The organism is Bradyrhizobium sp. i1.15.2 (assembly GCF_040548425.1).
Classification (GTDB): Bacteria; Pseudomonadota; Alphaproteobacteria; order Rhizobiales; family Xanthobacteraceae; genus Bradyrhizobium; species Bradyrhizobium canariense.
In genome coordinates, this window is sequence record NZ_JBEPRQ010000011.1 from 43,837 (window position 1) to 61,296 (window position 17,460).

The 17,460-nt window shown below is 64.9% G+C and carries 17 protein-coding genes and 1 tRNA gene; 10 read left to right on the forward strand and 8 right to left on the reverse strand.

The window, feature by feature from the left end; translation table 11 throughout:
• Positions 1 to 52 precede the first annotated feature (52 nt).
• Genes ABIB80_RS20675 through ABIB80_RS20685 form a run of 3 tightly spaced genes read right to left on the reverse strand, consistent with a single transcriptional unit; the run spans position 53 to position 2,981 of the window.
• Positions 53 to 1,411, reverse strand: coding sequence for a TRAP transporter large permease (locus ABIB80_RS20675; RefSeq protein WP_007591317.1), 1,359 nt, complete (start codon positions 1,409 to 1,411; stop codon positions 53 to 55).
• Complete coding sequence (locus tag ABIB80_RS20680; protein ID WP_007591315.1) at positions 1,408 to 1,962, reverse strand: TRAP transporter small permease; 555 nt, start codon at positions 1,960 to 1,962, stop codon at positions 1,408 to 1,410. Before ABIB80_RS20680 ends, ABIB80_RS20675 begins: the two co-directional genes overlap by 4 nt.
• On the reverse strand, positions 1,959 to 2,981 hold the full coding sequence (locus ABIB80_RS20685) for a TRAP transporter substrate-binding protein (RefSeq protein ID WP_007591303.1): 1,023 nt from the start codon (positions 2,979 to 2,981) through the stop codon (positions 1,959 to 1,961). Before ABIB80_RS20685 ends, ABIB80_RS20680 begins: the two co-directional genes overlap by 4 nt.
• A 320-nt stretch (positions 2,982 to 3,301) precedes the next feature.
• On the opposite strand from ABIB80_RS20685, the gene ABIB80_RS20690 reads away from it, so the two are divergent.
• On the forward strand, positions 3,302 to 3,544 hold the full coding sequence (locus tag ABIB80_RS20690; protein WP_007591301.1) for a pentapeptide MXKDX repeat protein: 243 nt from the start codon (positions 3,302 to 3,304) through the stop codon (positions 3,542 to 3,544).
• A gap of 123 nt (positions 3,545 to 3,667) precedes the next feature.
• Here ABIB80_RS20690 and ABIB80_RS20695 read toward each other — a convergent pair whose 3' ends face one another.
• On the reverse strand, positions 3,668 to 4,015 hold the full coding sequence (locus ABIB80_RS20695) for a DUF6481 family protein (RefSeq protein WP_007591299.1): 348 nt from the start codon (positions 4,013 to 4,015) through the stop codon (positions 3,668 to 3,670).
• Positions 4,016 to 4,282: 267 nt separating this feature from the next.
• Between ABIB80_RS20695 and ABIB80_RS20700 the strand changes: the two genes are divergently transcribed.
• From ABIB80_RS20700 to ABIB80_RS20710, 3 genes are all read left to right on the forward strand, one after another.
• A complete protein-coding gene (locus ABIB80_RS20700) occupies positions 4,283 to 4,519 on the forward strand; it encodes a hypothetical protein (RefSeq protein ID WP_354128215.1) in 237 nt (78 codons plus the stop codon).
• Between the two features lie 69 nt (positions 4,520 to 4,588).
• The gene (locus ABIB80_RS20705; protein ID WP_007591292.1) at positions 4,589 to 4,825 is read left to right on the forward strand and encodes a hypothetical protein; all 237 of its coding nucleotides are present in this window, start codon (positions 4,589 to 4,591) and stop codon (positions 4,823 to 4,825) included.
• 183 nt (positions 4,826 to 5,008) lie between these two features.
• Positions 5,009 to 5,785 (forward strand): hypothetical protein, encoded by a 777-nt coding sequence (locus tag ABIB80_RS20710; protein WP_354128216.1) that lies wholly within the window; start codon positions 5,009 to 5,011, stop codon positions 5,783 to 5,785.
• Between the two features lie 110 nt (positions 5,786 to 5,895).
• Here the strand turns inward: ABIB80_RS20710 and ABIB80_RS20715 are convergent, their stop codons facing one another.
• On the reverse strand, positions 5,896 to 6,075 hold the full coding sequence (locus ABIB80_RS20715) for a hypothetical protein (RefSeq protein WP_007591288.1): 180 nt from the start codon (positions 6,073 to 6,075) through the stop codon (positions 5,896 to 5,898).
• 226 nt (positions 6,076 to 6,301) lie between these two features.
• Between ABIB80_RS20715 and ABIB80_RS20720 the strand changes: the two genes are divergently transcribed.
• Together ABIB80_RS20720 and ABIB80_RS20725 are read left to right on the forward strand one after the other, a co-directional pair.
• Positions 6,302 to 6,451, forward strand: coding sequence for a hypothetical protein (locus tag ABIB80_RS20720; RefSeq protein WP_167552267.1), 150 nt, complete (start codon positions 6,302 to 6,304; stop codon positions 6,449 to 6,451).
• A 237-nt stretch (positions 6,452 to 6,688) separates the two neighbouring features.
• Positions 6,689 to 6,907 (forward strand): hypothetical protein, encoded by a 219-nt coding sequence (locus ABIB80_RS20725; protein WP_007591284.1) that lies wholly within the window; start codon positions 6,689 to 6,691, stop codon positions 6,905 to 6,907.
• Positions 6,908 to 7,033: 126 nt separating this feature from the next.
• On the opposite strand, the gene ABIB80_RS20730 is transcribed toward ABIB80_RS20725, so the two are convergent.
• On the reverse strand, positions 7,034 to 7,261 hold the full coding sequence (locus ABIB80_RS20730; protein WP_007591282.1) for a DUF2171 domain-containing protein: 228 nt from the start codon (positions 7,259 to 7,261) through the stop codon (positions 7,034 to 7,036).
• Between the two features lie 150 nt (positions 7,262 to 7,411).
• On the opposite strand from ABIB80_RS20730, the gene ABIB80_RS20735 reads away from it, so the two are divergent.
• Positions 7,412 to 8,695: a hypothetical protein gene (locus ABIB80_RS20735; RefSeq protein WP_354128217.1), complete on the forward strand. Its 1,284-nt coding sequence runs from the start codon at positions 7,412 to 7,414 to the stop codon at positions 8,693 to 8,695.
• Between the two features lie 15 nt (positions 8,696 to 8,710).
• On the forward strand, positions 8,711 to 9,076 hold the full coding sequence (locus tag ABIB80_RS20740; protein WP_007591279.1) for a hypothetical protein: 366 nt from the start codon (positions 8,711 to 8,713) through the stop codon (positions 9,074 to 9,076).
• A gap of 61 nt (positions 9,077 to 9,137) precedes the next feature.
• On the opposite strand, the gene ABIB80_RS20745 is transcribed toward ABIB80_RS20740, so the two are convergent.
• Together ABIB80_RS20745 and ABIB80_RS20750 are read right to left on the reverse strand one after the other, a co-directional pair.
• Entirely contained in the window at positions 9,138 to 9,380 is a 243-nt protein-coding gene (locus ABIB80_RS20745; protein ID WP_007591272.1) for a hypothetical protein, read from the reverse strand.
• A gap of 188 nt (positions 9,381 to 9,568) precedes the next feature.
• A tRNA-Arg gene (locus tag ABIB80_RS20750) sits at positions 9,569 to 9,645 on the reverse strand.
• A gap of 402 nt (positions 9,646 to 10,047) precedes the next feature.
• Here ABIB80_RS20750 and ABIB80_RS20755 point away from each other — a divergent pair.
• Both ABIB80_RS20755 and pbpC read left to right on the forward strand, forming a co-directional pair.
• Positions 10,048 to 15,252 carry an alpha-2-macroglobulin family protein gene (locus ABIB80_RS20755; protein ID WP_007591236.1) on the forward strand — a complete coding sequence of 1,735 codons (5,205 nt, stop codon included), beginning with the start codon at positions 10,048 to 10,050 and terminating at the stop codon, positions 15,250 to 15,252.
• Positions 15,253 to 15,347: 95 nt separating this feature from the next.
• Positions 15,348 to 17,456 (forward strand): penicillin-binding protein 1C, encoded by a 2,109-nt coding sequence (gene pbpC / locus ABIB80_RS20760; protein ID WP_354128218.1) that lies wholly within the window; start codon positions 15,348 to 15,350, stop codon positions 17,454 to 17,456.
• Positions 17,457 to 17,460 lie beyond the last annotated feature (4 nt).

The window sequence follows — 17,460 nt, forward strand, 5'->3', positions numbered from 1 at the left end:
GTGGGCACGGCGCTGCGCGCCTTTGCCCACCCTACAGCACTTGCGATTGCCGCTACCTGCTCCCGTCCGGCCCCATCACCAGGTCCGGCAGTGCGGTCGAGATGCCCGGCACGAAGCACAGCAGCAGCACCGCGAGCATCATCAAGAGCACGAAAGGAAGCGTGCCCCAGATCACCTCGCGCAGGGGAATGTCCGGCGCGACGTTGCGGATGACGAAGATGTTGAGCCCGACGGGTGGATGGATCAGTCCCATCTCCATCACGATGGTCATGACGACGCCGAACCAGATGATGTCGAAATTGGCGGCACGGAGCGGCGGCAGGATGATCGGCGCGGTCATGAGAATAATCGAGACCGGCGGCAGGAAGAAGCCGAGCACGACGACCATGACGAGGATCGCGAACAAGAGGCCCCAGCGCGGCAGATGCATCGCGACGACGGATTCGGCGGCCGATTGCGAGATGTGCAGATAGCTCATCACGTAGGAATAGAGCAGCGACATGCCGATGATCATCATCAGCATGGTCGATTCCCGGATCGTCGATTTCAGGATCGGGGCGAGGTCGCTCGGCCGCCACACGCTGTAGATCGCCGCGATCAGCGCCAGCGCCAGGAGACCGCCGAGGCCGGCAGTCTCCGACGGCGTGGCGTAGCCGCCATAGAGCGCGATCATGACGCCGGTGAGCAGCAGCACGAAGGGGATTACGCGTGGCAGCACGCTGAAGCGTTCCGCAAGCGTGTACTCGTCGCGGGCGAGGATCGCAGCTTCCGGCCCGCCGTTCTTGTAGATCGCTTCGGCCGCGGCGTATTCCTGGCGGAAGCGGATCACGGCGTAGACGCCGAACAGCGAGACCAGCAGCAGGCCGGGCCCGATGCCGGCGAGGAACAGCCGTCCCAGCGATTTTTCGGCGGCGACCGCAAACAGGATCATGGTGATCGACGGCGGGAGCAGAATGCCGAGCGTGCCGCCGGCGGCGATGATGCCCGCGGCAAAACCACCGGAATAGCCGCGCTTGCGCATCTCGGGGATGCCAGCCGAGCCGATTGCCGAGCAGGTCGCGGGCGAGGAGCCCGCCATCGCCGCAAACAGCGCGCAGGCAAACACATTGGCGACGCCGAGGCCGCCGGGGACGCGGTGCAGCCAGGCGTGCAGAGCCGAATAGAGATCCTGGCCCGCGCGAGACTTGCCGATCGCGGCGCCCTTCAGGATGAAGAGCGGGATCGACAGCAGCGTGATCGAGGCCATTTCCTCGTAGACGTTCTGCGTCACCGTATCGAGAGAGGCGGCGGGCATGTAGATGCCCATGAACACGACCGCGACCGCGCCGAGCGCGAACGCAATCGGCATGCCCGAAAACATCACGACCAGCGTCGCAATTCCGTATGCGAGGCCGATACCGAAAACGCTCATGAACGCCTGGCTCCAGCGAAAGGCAGCGCAAGCTGCACGAAGATCTGGACGCAGAGCAGGCTCATGCCGAACGCCATCAGCGAATAGGGGATGGCCAGCGGCGGCGACCACATCGAGTTCGAGACCTGGCCGTCGACATAGGCTTCATGCGCCAGCGTCCACGACTTCCAGGCGAAGAAAGCGCAGAACAGAAGCGTCACGGCGTCGACCAGCCACAGCCTGATCCGGTTCGCCAGCGGCGAGAGCAGGCCGACGAAGGCCTCGATGCCGATGTGACCGCGGTTCTGCTGTACGTAGGCGGCGGTCATGAAGGTGGCGCCGACCAGCAGGAACACCGCAGCCTCGTCCTGCCAGTAATTGGCGGCCTTGAACAAGGCGCGGCTGAGCACGCTGTAGCTCAGGATGGCGCAGGCGGCGATCAGCGCAATCGCGGCGAACACGACGATGATGTTGTTGAGGATGGCGAGACCGCGATCGATCGCCGCCGCAAGGCCAGTCCTTGCGGCAGCGTTGGCCTGGTCGTCACGATCCGGAAGCGGACCGTGGCTCATGCGGCGACGTCGGTCGCGAGCTTGAGCAGGTTGGCCGAGGTCGCGGTCTTGGCGCCGTAGTCTTTCCATGCGGTGTCGCGGGCGATGTCGCGCCACTTGCCGACGGTCGCGGCATCGAGCGCCGAGACCTTGGCGCCGGCCTTCTCGTAGACCTTGGCGACCTCGACGTCGTCGTCCTGCGCGCCCTTGCGGCCGAAGGCTTCGAGCTCGGTGCCGACCGCGAGCAGGACGTCCTGCTGGTTCTTCGGCAGCTTGTCGAAGATCGCCTTCGACATCATCAGCGGCTCGAGCATGAACCAGTAGGACGCGCCTGCGCCCGAGGTCAGCGATTTCGCGACCTCTTCGAGGCGGAACGAGATCAGGCTGGTCGAGGAGGTGATGCCGGCATCGCAGGCCCCCGTCTGCATCGCTGCGTAGATTTCGTTCGAGGGCACCGACAGCACGGATGCGCCGGCGGTCTGCAGCACCATGTCCATCTCGCGCGAGCCGCCGCGCACCTTGAGACCCTTGGCATCTTCGGGGGCCACGATCGGCTTGGAGCGGCTGGCGACGCCGCCGGCCTGCCACACCCAGCTGAGCAGGATGATGCCCTTGTCGGCGAGGAAGTCGGTCAACGCCTTGCCGACCGGCTCCTTCTTCCAGCGCATGCCCTGGTCGTAGGTGGTGACGAGGCCCGGCATCAGGCCGATATTTGTTTCCGGCAATTCGCCGCCGGCGTAGGGCATCGGGTAGAGGCTGATGTCGAGCGCGCCCTTGCGCATCGCGGAGAACTGCGCGTTGGTCTTGATCAGGGAGGAGTTCGGATAGATTTCGGCGGCGATGTCGCCGTTGCTGCGCTTGGCGACTTCGGCGGCGAACATGCGGCAGAGCCGGTCGCGGAAATCGCCCTTGTCAACGGTGCCGCCCGGGAATTGATGCGAGATCTTCAGCGTGGTCGCGGCATGCGCGGTGCCGGTGCTGAAACGGAGAATGGCGGGTGCGGCGACGGCGGTCGCGATCAAGTGGCGGCGCGTGAGCATGGTGTGATTCCCTTTGGACGTTTCTTGGACGGTTCTTGCTTGCTGTGATTTTGGGCGGGTCTTTGAGACCGTGCTGAGGCCCATCCTAGCCGGTCTTTCAGACAATGTTCTCTAGTCTGATAGTTCGAGACCGAATGCCGCGGCAAGTGTCGACCATGCTGCGTTGCACACTTCTGGGTGTTTCTGCATCCGTCCAACGAAGGGGCGGCGGGGGCGCAGAAATTTATCAGCGGTCGCGTAACAACGCCCCGTGGCAATCCGTCGAGATCAGATAGCGGCGTCCGTCGCTGACAAACATCATCTCGAAGGGAAGACCAGTCATGACCATTCGTACCCGCATCGCGCTCGGCGTTTCGGCGGCCGTTCTCTCGCTCGGCCTCGCGCTGTCGCCGGCCGCCTTTGCCCAGGACAAGATGGGCAAGGATGACGGCATGATGAAAAAGGACACGATGTCCAAGGACGGCATGAAGAAGGACACCATGTCCAAGGACGACGGCATGAAGAAGGACACGATGTCGAAGGACGGGATGAAGAAAGACGACGGGATGATGAAGAAGCACTGATCTTCCATCGTCGAGGCGGCGCTTGCGACAGCCAGACGCGCGCCAAAAATCCGGGGGCGGTCACGTAGACCGCCCCCGGAGTATTGTTTCAGTCCAAATTCAATTGAACGTGACTTGCGAACGTTACTTGCGCTTCGCCTTGCGGGCGGCGTAGCGGGCGTCTCGCTTGGCCTTTTGATCGGCCTCGGCTTCGGCGGCCTTCGCGACGGCTTCTTCGGCTTCGCGGGCGATCCGCGCGGCCTCGAGCGCGGCAGCCTCTTCTTGAAGGCGCTTCTGCTCGGCCTTTTCCGTCTCGCGCGCAGCCTTTGCCTCGGCGCGCTTGGCCGCAAGGGCCTCGCGCTCCGCACGCTTCGCCACAACCGCGGGATCATCCGGCCCCGGCTGCGACTTGAATTTGTTCAAAAGGTTTTTGCGTGCTTCCTGTGCCGCCTTTTGCCGGTCGGAGAAGCCTGGTTCCCTAAATCCACTCATCGGCGAACCTTGTCATCCTCGCTTTCGATCCTACATCACTGCCTGTTGGTACGTCGGCTGGGCATAGCGGGCGCCGCGCGACGCAGATGCGTGTACATCGGCGCGCGCCGTGATGCCACCTATAATCGCAGCCGATCAGGTAGACGAAAATCGCCGCCCCCGACGATCTCTCGTAGCCCCGAAAAACTGCCGAATTGTGATGCCCCTCATAAGGGACACCAGGGCGGCGCCTAGCGTCCCGCCTGGTATGAGACGCGGAGCACGGGCATGACGATCTCAAGACTGAGCCTGAAGGCGCTCGCAATCGCCGTCGCGGTGGCAGCCCTGGCTGCTGTCACGCTGCTCTTCGCCAGCCCGCAGCCGATCGAAAGTGCCGTCCTGGGTGCAGATTGGGAATGCACCCAGACTGCGTTTGTGCTCACGACCTGCGCACCGCGGGCCCAGCAGGCGATCCCGGCGGCCGAAACCTCGCGCAAGGAAGCAATCCGCCCGACCCGAGGCTAAGAAGCTGGGCGGGATGTGACGCCACGCCGCAGAGGTGATAAAGCCCGCTCGCCCCGTGATCGGTCAGCCATGTCCAAGTCCGAAGCCAAGCCCGAGCCTAAGCCCAAACCGGGCGCGAAGCTCAAATCCCCTCCAAAACCTCAATCCGGTGACAACCGCCGCGGCGCCATCGCCGGCTTGATCATCGCGATTGTCATCCTCGGCGTCGGCTGGTGGCTCGCCCGCGATCTCACCTCCGCGAGCAAGATGCAGGACTGCCTGATGTCCGGGCGAAGCAACTGCAATGTGATCGAGCCGGCCCGGTAGAGGCACTCCAGAGCGGCCCGCGCGGACGAAAAAATGTCGTGATCTTAATCATTTGTAACGGGACTTGGCCGACCAAAGCAGGTCAGTCATGTCAGCCGGCATCAGCTCAGCGCGAGCCGAATCGTCTATCGCGCCAGGCATCACGGCCATCGACGGCAATCGAGAGAGTAGGGGCAAGCACGCATGAGTGCGTCCAGTCGCATCAAGATCATCATTCCCTTGGTTTCGGCCATGTCATTGCTCGCCGTCCCGGCGCAGGCTCAGGACGCCCGGCCGCCGAGAGACGCCGCCCAGCCATCGCCCGGGCCGAGCGGAGGTGCGCCGCCGCAGAACATGCGCAAGGGGCCGCCGCCGCAGCAGGCTGCCCGGCCCGCGCTACAGACCGGCGGCCAGCCTCACGCGGGCGGTCCGGGTTATGCAGGTTCTGGTCCGCGCAGTGCCGGCGGCCCGCCGCCTGGACGCAATTACGCCAGGGGTCCCGCACCGGCGCGCGATTGGGGCGGACACACCTATCGCGGCCGTCTCGCCTGGGATGGCGGACGCTGGCGCCACGAAGTCCACGACGGCCGCTCCGGCTGGTGGTGGGATGTGGGCGGCGCGCGGTATTATTATCCGCAGCGCATGGAAGGGCCTCCGGCCTACATCTCGGAGGATTATTACGATGACGTGCCTGTGGCCTACGCCCCGCCGCCGGTCGCCTACGAACCGCCGCCTCCGCCGCCGCCGGCGGATCCTGGTGCGAGCGCGCTTGGCGGCGCTATCGTCGGCGGCGTGCTGGGGGGCCTGATCTCGGGCAACGCCTCGGGCGCGGCCGCAGGCGCCGTGATCGGCGGTGCCACCGGGGCGATCGCCGGCGCGACGGCTGCTTCGCGCCCCGGCTACTATTTGGCCCAGGGCAACTGCTACTACCGCTATCCGAGCGGCCAGTATGTGCAGGCCGATCCCCGGGCGTGTTACTGAGCACTCCAGGCGAGACCTGAAGCGATGAGGCGGGCGAAAAGTCCGCCTCTTTTCGTTTTGCGCTGGCCGTCAGCTGGCCGGGAATTGATTCAAGGGGGATCGCCCGCGCGTCAGGACACCAGCCAGCTGAAGAACGCGATCGCGGCCCAGACCAGGCCTGCGATCCAGGCCAGCATCACGATGCCGATGGTCGCAAGATAAGCGATGCCGAGCGGGTCGGATCTTTCGCGTCGCGTCGGGACGGCAATTTCGGCTGCGGCTTCTTGCGTCATGACGGGAATATCTCCCATGCCTTCTCCCTCTCTGGGAGCGCTGAGAACTGTTTAGCGGAGGCGCCGGGCGCCGGCTGTGACGCACTTCACAGATCGGTACGCACCAAGCCCACAATCGGGGGGATCGTTCGACAGATGCGTGAGCTGGATCGCGTCGCAAATCCGTGTCGGGAGGCATTAACCCCGCAATCATACGGACGAAATTGCCACGCGCTTGTCCAGATCGTCCGGCTAGAATTGCTTCATGTGTACCAAGTACGATCCACAGCACGAAGCCGAGGCGGCGATGAAGCGCGCCGTGGCGGCCGATGGCCCCGACCGGCAACGTCTCATCGAGCTGGCCCTGGCCTGGCACCAACTCGCCCGCGACCGGCGCGAAGAGCGGACGGACTGAGCCCACGCTCTTACGACAATATCCGTATTCAAAGAAAAACCCTGTGCCCGGGGGGACGAGCACGGGGTTCTCGAGAGCCGATCGGGGCTGGCAAATCGGCACCACTCGATATCGAACGCGCTGATCGCAGGTTCGTTCCGCGCCCCCTCAATACTTTTCGCGCGAAGATCATGAAGGGCGACCGGGGGAGGGCGTCTTGCCGATGGAACGTCGGTTCCCCGCCGACGTTGAGCCGCTATGACCGATCCCGAGTTGCGCGCACAGTCCTTCGAGATTGCCTGGAAGTATCTCGACCAATCCGGCCTGCTTACTGGCGAGCGCAGGGACGCGGCCCGGTTCATCCTGAACAGGATCGACCGCATGATGTTGGGTGGCGAGAGGCGACGATTGCTTCTGTCCAACGCCGCGATCGACGCCTACCGCTTCCGGCCCGTGCTCGTGACGCTCGAGGCCTGACGCGAGCCGTCGAAACGCGACGTTAAGACTCGTTCGGGCGACGATTTTCCGATCGCGTTTCGTTTCGGAGAACGAAGCGGAGCAGGACCGTGAACAAACAAAAAGTCCCCGAGGGGACTTGCTGGCTCAGGCTGCTTCCGACTTCGGCACCGCGTCGGCATTGACCGAAAGCTTGACGACATCGCCTTCGACGGCACCGACATATTTCGTGTCGATGTAATGATGATGGTCCTTGTGACCTTCCGGGCTGTCCTTCCGTGTCAGCTTGATACGGTTGCCCTCGACGCGGTCGACGGTGCCGACATGTGCGCCGTCCTTGCCGACGATCTTCATGTGCTCTCTGATCTCGCTCATGATGTTCTCCTTGTGCAGTGTCAACGGCGAGGATCGGTCTTCGTTGCAAGGACGAGCGGGGGGCCGACTGTTGGAGCCAATGCGTTCGCCGAACGTTGAAAGGCAGTCGCAATTGCCAAGATCCGCATCAAGACCCTCATCAAGATCCGCATGGAGACCTCCGAGGCCTATCTCGAACGAAAGCACAGGGAAATCAGGCTGCTGAACGATTGCCTGAGGAGCCCGCTGCATTTGGCTCGGCCGCAATCGGTCGACGAGGTCGTGGTCTCCAAGTTTCAGCTCGCTGCCGCGCTGCGCGCGGAGCATGCGCTCCAGGACTGGAAGGCGACGGAGACCGCCTGGTCGCACGCGGCGTCTCCCAGCAGCGGTCCGTTCGTGTTCAGCTACGATTATCAGCGCGCGGACCTCAAGGTGCGTGGTCCCTCGTTCTACGAACTCGAGCGGAGCTGCGGGAGCGAGGCGATCTATACCGCATCCGGCATGGCCGCGATCTCCGCGCTGCTGCTCGCGTCCGCACGAATCATCGGCAAGGCAGACGTCGTGGTGCTGCCGGGCACCTACGGCGAGACACTGGAGCTGATCGAGAGCCTCGTCCCCCATTTGCGGCTTGTCACCGCCAGACTCCCGCTGGGCGAAGCGTTCGCTGCGGCAGCCTTGCCACGGTTTCTCCTGCTGGATTCATGCGCCCCTGCCGCGGCGTTCGAAGCGGCTTTGCGTTGCGACGGTTCGGGGCTCGACCTGTTGATTTTCGACACGACATGTTTCGCCGGCAGATCGGGGCGCATCCGGCGCGTTCTGAGATGGGCCGCGCGATTGGACATTCCGGTCGTGTTGGTGCGAAGCCACAACAAGCTGGATTCGCTCGGGGTGGAATACGGCCGGCTCGGCTCTGCCGTATTCGTGCATTGGAGCCGGAAAGACCTGAATGCAGGCCAGCTGCTGTCCGAGAGCCTGGCGGCGGAAACCGGCAATGCCGTCCGGCTTCTCGGTGGCGCGGCGTTGCCGGCACACTTCCCGCCATTCGTGGGCTCAGCGGGCTATTGGGCCCTGACGAAAAAACGCGTCGCGGCGATCCTGCGCAACGGTCGCCACACGGCGCGATATTTCGCCGCCGAGCTCGGTTCGCTCTCGGCCGAGCTGCATTTCACCCACGGCCTCTATGTCACGCTTCGCGGCAGGCGCTCCCTCGATGAGGCGACCGCGCGGCAGGCGGCCGAGGACATGAGCCGCGACCTCGGCGGCGAAGGCTTCCCCATCCGCCACGCCGGCAGCTTTGGTTTCGATTTCGCGGCGACCGAGTGGTTTCACGACGCGACTACGGATCGGTACAGCGTCCGGGTGGCGGTGCCGGATCTGCCGACCGAGTTGTGGAAGAATCTTGCGGCGGCGATCGCCGGATGGTGGGCGCGACATCACGGCGATACTGAAGAGTGAGTGCGGTGCAAGGCCATGACAGAGCGACCGACAGCGTTTCCTTACAGGGAATGCACGTGGCATGTTTCAGACGAACAGTCCCAGCAATGGCTTGCGGTGCTTGAAAAGACGGGTGCAGCCAACGTCCGAGCGCGCCTAGCCCAGACCGACGCGGCATCCGCAGGAGCGATTGCGATCGGAACCGCGCCCGTCATGACGATCGGGTTCGCCCAGGAATGGCTGAACTGGAAAGATAATCAAAAATCCGAGGCGGATATCGAACGGCACGAGCGGCAGATCTGGTGGACTCGGACCGCGGCAATCGCCGCATCGGTCGCCGCCTTGAGCGCACTGTTCGGCTGGATTTGGACGATCTTCATTCGGGGGAATAATGGCCTGTAACAGACATGATTGTTACTTGCGGATATATCCGCGAGACGAGAGCGGCGACAACTGCGCTGTTTCAATCGATCGCCAGGCATTCTTCCACGGCCGGCTTCTGGTGGCCGCGACGTGCCCAGGCTTGAACGGCGAAGGCGAGTTGGTGCTGACTCGCCGCCGCGTCCGCGATGGAGGCCCGCGCCGTCGCGATGGGCTTTGTGATCACCCCGGAGTTCACGACTCCCGCGTCAACTGCCAGGAACGATATTGCCACAACCGCCACCGCAGATGCGATCGCCATTCTCGTCAAGTCGGATAGTGGCATCAAAGTCCTTATCGGGGCGCAAGTCGCTCGGCGGATACATAGGGTTCGTTTGCCCGGATCAAAGCCCGGAGGGAGGCGACCCACGCGTTCGTGAAGGGCAGCGGATTCTGCAGGTGCGCGCCGTAGACCGGGCTAACAGTGAACGCCGGTGTATCGAGTCAGCGTGCGCCGGACGATGAGACTGAATATGGCGATCCCGGCAGGAATCGAACCTGCAACCCTCAGAGTAGAAATCTGATGCTCTATCCAGTTGAGCTACGGGACCGTCTTGAGCCGCCCTGGTTGGGGCCGGCTGTTCATCTACCATGCCATTATGAAAAATATCGTCTTTCGCCAAGCCTGAACCGAACCGTTTTCCTCGAAGCCGCGACAAAGCGGAACGGTGGGGTGTCAGGGTGCCGGGTTGAGCGGCAGCGGACTGGACGATGGATCACATCGCCGGGAACGCTGGCCAGCTTCCGGGACACGGCCGCCGGACGACTGATCGGGTATTGCTGCGCCATCAGGACGGCGTGCGCGGCGGTAGCTTGATCGGTCTCCTCTGGGCGTGCCTTGTCATGGCGAATGCGACGGTTTGCACCTTTGGTTCCATCGCCTTGAGTCGGTCACCTTTCCGCGCATTTCATGCGACAAGCGGCGTTCGTCCGCGATTTCCGGGAGTCCATCCATGATCGGTCTTGTTCGCGCCGTCACACTCTGCGCCACGCTGGCGTTCGGCCTTAGCGTAGCGCAGGCCGCCGACAAAGCCTTCAAGCGGGACGACCTCGCCGATTCCGCGATCAAACTGGAGGCGCAGATCAAGAGCGAGGCGGGGCCGGTCGCCAAGAGCGGCGCGAGCTTACGCACCGACGCCGATGCTGCCTTCCGGCGCAACGACTATCGCACCGGCCTGTCGGTGCTCGGCCAGATCGCGGCGACCACGCCGGAGGACGCCGGCAACTGGCTGCGCCTGGCGAAAGTCATCTTCCAGATCACGCCCAAGAGCTCGAGCGAGCAGACGTTTCTGCTGGAGCGCGCCTCGACTGCCGCCTACATCGCCTACCAGCGCGCCGGCAATGCGGGCGAGGAGGCCGATTCGCTCGCGGTGCTCGGCAAGTCGCTGTCCGAACGCAAGCTGTGGCGGCCGGCGCTTGATGCACTGCGGCTGTCGCTCGACATGCGCGAGGTCGCCGACGTCCGGGGCCAGTACGAGAAGATGCGCGACGAGCACGGGTTTCGGTTGCTCGACTACACCGTGGACTCGGACTCCGCCAGTCCGCGCGCCTGCTTCCAGTTCTCGGAGGAGCTGGCAAAACGCACCGATTTCGCGCCGTACCTCGCGCTGGCGGGCCAGGACAAGCCGGCTTTGTCGGCCGAGGGCAAGCAGCTCTGCGTCGATGGGCTCAAGCACGGCGAGCGCTACAACATCAATCTGCGCGCCGGCCTGCCGTCCACCGTGAAGGAAGGCCTGCCGAAATCGGCCGAGTTCAACGTATATGTGCGCGACCGCAAGCCCTTCGTGCGCTTCACCAGCCGCGCCTATGTGCTGCCGAGGACGGGCCAGCGCGGCATTCCCGTCGTCAGCGTCAACACGCCAGCCGTCAACATCAACGTGTTCCGGATCGGCGACCGCAATCTGATCAACACGGTGGTCGACAGCGATTTCCAGAAGACTCTGTCGAAATATCAGCTCAGCGATCTCGGTGGCGAGCGCGGCGTCAAAGTCTGGACCGGCGAGCTCGCGACCGCGATGACGCTCAACCAGGACGTCACCACGGCGTTCCCGGTCGACCAGGCGCTGGGCGAGCTCCAGCCCGGCGTCTATGTGATGACGGCCGCAGCCAAGGGGCCGGGCTCGGACGACGACTACCAGCTCGCCACCCAATGGTTCATCGTCTCCGATCTCGGCGTCACGGCCTATTCCGGCAATGACGGCATCCATGTCTTCGTGAATTCGCTGGCCTCGACCGATCCCGTCGGCAAAGCCGAGGTGCGACTGGTCGCGCGCAACAACGAGATCCTGGCCACCCGCAAGACCGATGAGAGCGGCCATTTGCTGTTCGAGGCGGGGCTTGCGCGCGGCGAGGGCGGCCTGTCGCCGGCGATGCTCACCGTGACCGGTGAGAAGGCCGACTATGCTTTCCTCAGCCTCAAATCCTCTGCCTTCGACCTGTCGGACCGCGGAGTTTCGGGCAGGGCCGTGCCTGTGGGCGCCGACGCCTTCGTCTATGCCGAGCGCGGCGTCTACCGCTCCAGCGAGACCGTCTATCTCACCGCGCTGTTGCGGGACGGGCAGGGCAACGCCGTTACCGGCGGGCCGATGACCCTGGTGATCGAGCGTCCCGACGGCGTCGAATATCGCCGCGCCGTGCTGTCCGACCAGGGCGCCGGCGGGCGCACCTTGTCCGTGCCGCTCAACTCGGCCGTCCCGACCGGGACCTGGCGGGTGCGCGCCTTCACCGATCCGAAGGGCTCTTCGGTCGGCGAGACCACTTTCATGGTCGAGGACTACGTCCCTGATCGGATCGAATTCGACTTGTCTTCCAAGGACAAGCTGATCAAAGCTAACGCTCCAGTGGAGCTTAAGGCGGACGGTCATTTCCTCTACGGCGCGCCGGCCTCGGGGCTGGCGCTCGAAGGCGACATGCTGGTCGCGCCTGCGTCCGAGCGGCCGGGCTTCGCCGGTTACCAGTTCGGCGTCGCCGATGAGGAGACCACCTCGAACGAGCGCACGCCGCTGGAAAACCTGCCGGAAGCTGACGCCAACGGCGTTGCGACCTTCCCGGTCACGCTCGACAAGCAGCCGGCCTCGACGCGGCCGCAGGAGGCGCAGATCTTCGTTCGCATGGTGGAGACCGGCGGCCGCGCCGTCGAACGCAAGATCGTGCTGCCGGTCGCGCCTGCTGCCGCCATGATCGGCATCAAGCCGCTATTCGGCGACAAGAACGTGGCCGAAGGCGACAAGGCCGAGTTCGACATCGTGTTCGTCTCGCCCGAGGGCGAGAGGCTACGCCGCGACGGCCTGCGCTACGAGCTCCTGAAGATGGAGTCGCGCTACCAATGGTATCGCCAGAGCAATTACTGGGAGTACGAGCCGGTCAAATCGACCTCGCGCGTCTCTGACGGCGACGTGACCGTCGCCGCGGACAAGCCGTCGCGGATTTCGCTGACCCCAAAGCCCGGCCGCTACCGGTTGGACGTGAAGTCGAACGATGCCGACGGGCCCGTGACCTCCGTACAGTTCGACGTCGGCTGGTATTCCGACGGCAGCGCCGACACGCCGGACCTCCTGGAGACCTCGATCGACAAGCCGCAATACGCCTCGGGCGACATGATGACCGTGTCGGTCAACGTCCGCAGCGCCGGCAAGCTGACGGTCAACGTGCTCGGCGATCGCCTGCTGACGACGCAGACCATCGACGTCAAGGAAGGCACCGCCCAGGTGAAGCTCCCGGTCGGCAAGGACTGGGGCACTGGCGCCTATGTGGTGGCGACGCTGCGCCGTCCGCTCGATGCGGCCGCGCAACGCATGCCAGGCCGGGCGATCGGACTCAAATGGTTCGGTATCGACAAACAGACCCGCACGCTCCAGGTGAAGCTGACCCCGCCGGCGCTGATCCGGCCGAATGGGTTGCTGAAGATCCCCCTCAAGCTCGACGGGCTCAATCCGGGCGAGGACGCCAAGATCGTCATCGCCGCGGTCGACGTCGGCATCCTCAACCTCACCAATTACAAACCGCCGGCGCCGGACGACTATTATCTCGGCCAGCGCCGCCTCAGCGCGGAGATCCGCGATCTCTATGGGCAACTGATCGACGGCATGTCGGGCACGCGCGGTCAGATTAAGTCCGGCGGTGACGCCGGCGCGGCCGAATTGCAGGGCTCGCCGCCTGCGCAGAAGCCGCTCGCGCTCTATTCGGGCATCGTCACGGTTGCCGCTGACGGCACCGCGGAAATCAGCTTCGACATTCCGGAGTTCGCCGGCACCGCGCGCGTCATGGCGGTGGCGTGGACCGCAACCAAGCTCGGTCGCGCCAACACGGACGTGGTGATCCGCGATCCTGTCGTGCTGACCACGACCCTGCCGCGCTTCCTGCTCAACGGCGACCACGGCACGGTCAATCTCGAGATCGACAATGTTGAAGGGCAGGCCGGCGATTACGTCATCAACGTGAAGACGGGCGGACCGGTGAAGATGACCGGCAATCCCGCAACCACGGTGAAGCTCGCCGCCAAGCAGCGGAACTCCTTCTCGCTCGCCATCGACGCGACGGCGGCGGGGCAGGCGACGCTCGACGTCGACATCAAGGGGCCGAACGGGCTTGCACTCGCGCGCCACTATGCGCTCGACGTCAAGGCGGCGACGCAGGTGCTGGCGCGGCGCTCGATCCGGACGCTGGCGAAGGGCGAGAGCCTGACGCTGACGTCTGATATGTTCGCCGACCTCGTGCCGGGCACCGGCAGCGTCTCGGTCTCGGCGAGCCTGTCGACCGCGCTCGATGCGGCGACGATCCTGAAAGCGCTCGACCGCTATCCCTATGGCTGCTCGGAGCAGATCACGAGCCGTGCGATGCCGTTGCTCTATGTCAACGATCTCGCGGCCGGCGCGCATCTCGCCATGGACACCGAAGTCGACCAGCGCATCCGCGACGCGATCGAGCGGCTTTTGGCCCGCCAGGGCTCCAATGGCTCGTTCGGACTGTGGTCGGCGGGCGGCGACGATGCGTGGCTCGACGCGTACGTGACCGACTTCCTGACCCGCGCCCGCGAAAAGGGCTTTGTGGTCCCGGATGTGCTGTTCAAGACCGCGCTGGATCGTATCCGCAACTCGGTCGTCAACGGCAACGAGCCGGAGAAGGACGGCGGCCGCGATCTCGCTTACGGCCTCTATGTGCTCGCGCGCAACGGCGCGGCGCCAATCGGCGACCTCCGCTATCTCGCCGACACCAAGCTAAGCAACCTCGCAACTCCCATCGCGAAATCGCAGCTCGCCGCGGCACTCGCGCTGGTCGGTGACCGCAACCGCGCGGAGCGCGTTTACGGTGCCGCGCTCGACAGTCTCGCGCCAAAACCCGTGCTGGAGTTCGGCCGCACCGACTACGGCTCGCAGCTTCGCGATGCCGCAGCGCTGGTGTCGCTTGCCAGCGAAGGCAATGCCCCGAAGGCGACGCTGACGCAGGCGGTGTCGAGGGTCGAGACTGCCCGCGGGCTGACGCCCTATACCTCCACGCAGGAGAATGCGTGGCTGGTGCTGGCGGCACGCGCGCTCGCCAAGGAGAACCTGTCGATGGAGGTCGACGGCCAGCCGGTCAAGACCGCGCTGTACCGCAGCTACAAGGCGGCGACCCTGGAGGGCAAGCCGCTGAAGATCACCAACACCGGCGATGCGCCGGTGCAGGCCGTGGTCTCTGTGTCGGGTTCGCCGGTGACGCCGGAGCCCGCGGCATCGAACGGCTTCAAGATCGAGCGCAGTTTCTTCACGCTCGACGGCAAGCCCGCCGATATCAGCAAGGTGAAGCAGAACGACCGCTTCGCCGTGGTGCTGAAGATCACCGAGGCCAAGCCCGAGTACGGCCACATCATGGTGTCCGATTATCTTTCGGCCGGCCTCGAGATCGACAATCCGAAACTGGTGTCGTCGGGCGACAGCGGCACGCTGGGCTGGATCGAGGACGGCCAGGAGCCCAAGGATACCGAGTTCCGCGACGACCGCTTCACGGCGGCCGTCGACCGGGCCTCGGATTCCAAGGCGGTCTTCACGGTGGCCTATGTCGTCCGTGTGGTCTCGCCCGGCAAATACGTGCTGCCGCAGGCCTATGTCGAGGACATGTACAATCCCTCGCGCTACGGCCGCACCGGGACGGGCACCGTCGAGGTGCGGGCGGCGAAGTGAGTGGTGAGGGGATGAGCGACAAGGAGCCACATGCTCCGCCGTCATGCCCGGGCTTGTCCCGGGCATCCACGGACTTTTGTGCGAGGGGCAAGGACGTGGATGGCCGGGACGAGCCCGGCCATGACGGAGCGCGGAGCTTGGACCTGCATGTCCTCTCCGCGCTGGCATTCTCGCTCATTCCCACCATCGTCGGTTTCGTCGCCTGGGTCTACGCCCTCGGTCCGCTGCCTTTCGACGAAGCCCGCCAAGTTTCCACCACCATTGTCGATCGCAACGGCAAGCTGCTGCGCGCCTATGCGATGGCGGACGGGCGCTGGCGACTGCCGGTTGAGACAAATACGAACGTCGATCCGACCTATCTGAAGCTGCTGCTCGCCTATGAGGACCAGCGCTTTTACGCGCATGACGGTATCGACCCGCTGGCACTAGGGCGCGCTGCGTTTCAGCTTGCGACCCGCGGCCACATCGTCTCGGGCGGCTCGACCATCTCGATGCAGTTGGCGCGGCTGATGGAGCCGCGGCGGCAGCGCTCGCTCCATGCAAAGCTGCGGCAGATGGTGCGTGCGATCGAGATCGAGCGCAGCTTGAGCAAGCAGCAGATCCTCGACCTCTATCTCGCGCTCGCGCCCTACGGCGGCAATCTCGAAGGCATTCGCGCCGCCTCGATCGCCTATCTCGGCAAGGAGCCGAAGCGGTTGTCGCTGGCTGAAGCCGCATTGTTGGTCGCGCTGCCGCAATCGCCGGAGACCCGTAGGCTCGATCGCTATCCCGATGCGGCGCGCAAAGCGCGTGACCGCGTGCTCGACCGCATGGTCGAGGAGCAACAGATCAGCCTCGACGATGCCAAGCAGGCCAAGGCCGTTCCCGTGCCGAAGCTGCGCAGGCCAATGCCGATCCTGGCGCCGCATGCCTCCGATGCGGCGCTTGCGACGGTCAAGGACGCGCCCGTCATCAAGCTGACGCTGGATGCCAACCTGCAAAAGGTGCTTGAGCCGCTGGCGCGCGACCGTGCCATTGCGCTGGGACCGAACATCTCGGTCGGCATCATCGTCGTCGACAATGAGAGCGGCGACGTGCTCGCACGCGTCGGCTCGGCGGATTATTTCGACGAGCGCCGGGCAGGGCAGGTCGACATGACCCGCGCGGTCCGCTCGCCGGGCTCGACGCTGAAGCCGTTCATCTATGGGCTCGCTTTCGAGGACGGTTTTGTTCACCCCGACAGTCTGATCGACGATCGGCCCGTGCGCTTCGGCTCCTACGCGCCGGAAAATTTCGACATGACGTTCCAGGGCACCGTGCCGGTGAAGAAGGCGCTGCAGCTGTCGCTGAACGTGCCCGCGATCGTCCTGCTCGACCGCGTCGGCGCGAGCCGGCTGGCCTCGCGGCTGCATCAGGCGGGCGGCAATCTGGTGCTGCCCAAAGACGAGGCGCCGGGACTTGCCATGGGCCTTGGCGGCGTCGGTGTGACGCTGCAGGACCTCGCCCAGCTCTATGCGGGCTTCGCCCGGCTCGGCACCACCAAGCCGCTGCGCGAGATCATGAGCGACAGGGACGTGCGCGAGCCGCTGCGACTGCTCGATCAGGTCGCGGCCTGGCAAGTCGGCAATGTGCTGCTCGGCACCCCGCCGCCGGAGAACGCGGCTCACAACCGCATCGCCTTCAAGACCGGCACCTCCTACGGCTACCGCGACGCCTGGTCGATGGGCTTCGACGGGCGCATGACCATCGGCGTCTGGGTCGGCCGGCCCGACGGCGCGCCGGTTCCGGGCCTGATCGGGCGCGTCGCCGCCGCGCCGATCCTGTTCGACGCCTTCGCCCGAACCGGCAAGACGCTTCTCCCGTTGCCGAAGCCACCGAAAGGAACTCTCGTTGCCAGCAACGCCAAGCTGCCGTTGCCTTTGAGGCGGTTCCGCCCGGTCGGGGATCTGGTGCGGACCGGGGGCGAGCAGGCTCTGCACATCCAGTTTCCGCTGAACGGTTCGCGGATCGACGTCGATCGCTCAGGTGGCGAGGGGGGCGCAGCCATGCCGGTCAAGGTCGCCGGAGGCGTTCTCCCCATGACTGTCATGGTTAACGGAATGGCGCTCGGCGAGATCGACGGCCGCCGTCAGCGGCTGATCGATCCGCCGGGTCCGGGCTTTGCGCGGCTCACCGTGATCGATGCCACTGGCGCCGCGGACACAGTTGTCATTCGAATTCAGTGACCCT